At 37.4% G+C, this 581-nt stretch carries 1 protein-coding gene; it reads right to left on the bottom strand.

Annotation, left to right across the window (positions count from 1 at the left end; genetic code table 11):
• Nucleotides 1-319: RNA polymerase sigma factor (locus AB4Z50_RS35925; RefSeq protein ID WP_441887271.1), on the bottom strand; the 319-nt coding region annotated here is incomplete at its 3' end.
• Nucleotides 320-581: the final 262 nt, after the last annotated feature.

Here is a 581-nt window from a genome sequence, read left to right as displayed (position 1 = left end):
CGACAAAAACTTTGATGGAATCCAGATATTTAGAAGCTACTTTCTGATGGCTGATCAGGTCAAATATCCTATTGCGCACTGCGCTGTAGAGGTAGGAAGACAATGAAGTTCTGAAATTAAGTTCAGCCTTCTTTTGCCAAAGCGTCAAAAAAAGATCCTGAATGATGTCGTTAGCCTCTTCCTGATCATTGAGCAAACGAAATGCATGTTTGTAAAGCAAGCCTTTATATCTCTCAAATATTTCGGTATATGCATACTGATTCCCTTCCTTCAGCAGGTTAGCTAGCTCAGAATCATTAAATTCGCTATAATCAGTCATGAATTGGTCCCTGCCTATAAAGTTATTGAAATATTCAGGCAATTATATAGAACTAAATGAAATATATCAACAACCAGATGGTTTTGTCTCTCATTTTTTCAGCTACCCATCGGAAGCCAACAAAATAACCCTAAGATTTATATACATATACTTGTTGAGAGATTAGCTGTGTCCTCTCTTTCAAAAACAGCGTYAGCCCTTTATCGCTTGATTGCGGCACCAAGTTCCCTGTAACGCTTAAGCAATAAATGACGTGTAATTT

The organism is Paenibacillus sp. 2TAB26 (genome assembly GCF_052115145.1).
Lineage (GTDB): Bacteria > Bacillota > Bacilli > Paenibacillales > Paenibacillaceae > Pristimantibacillus.
Note: the sequence above shows the minus strand (reverse complement) of the source record. Positions and strands in the feature narration are given on the sequence as shown.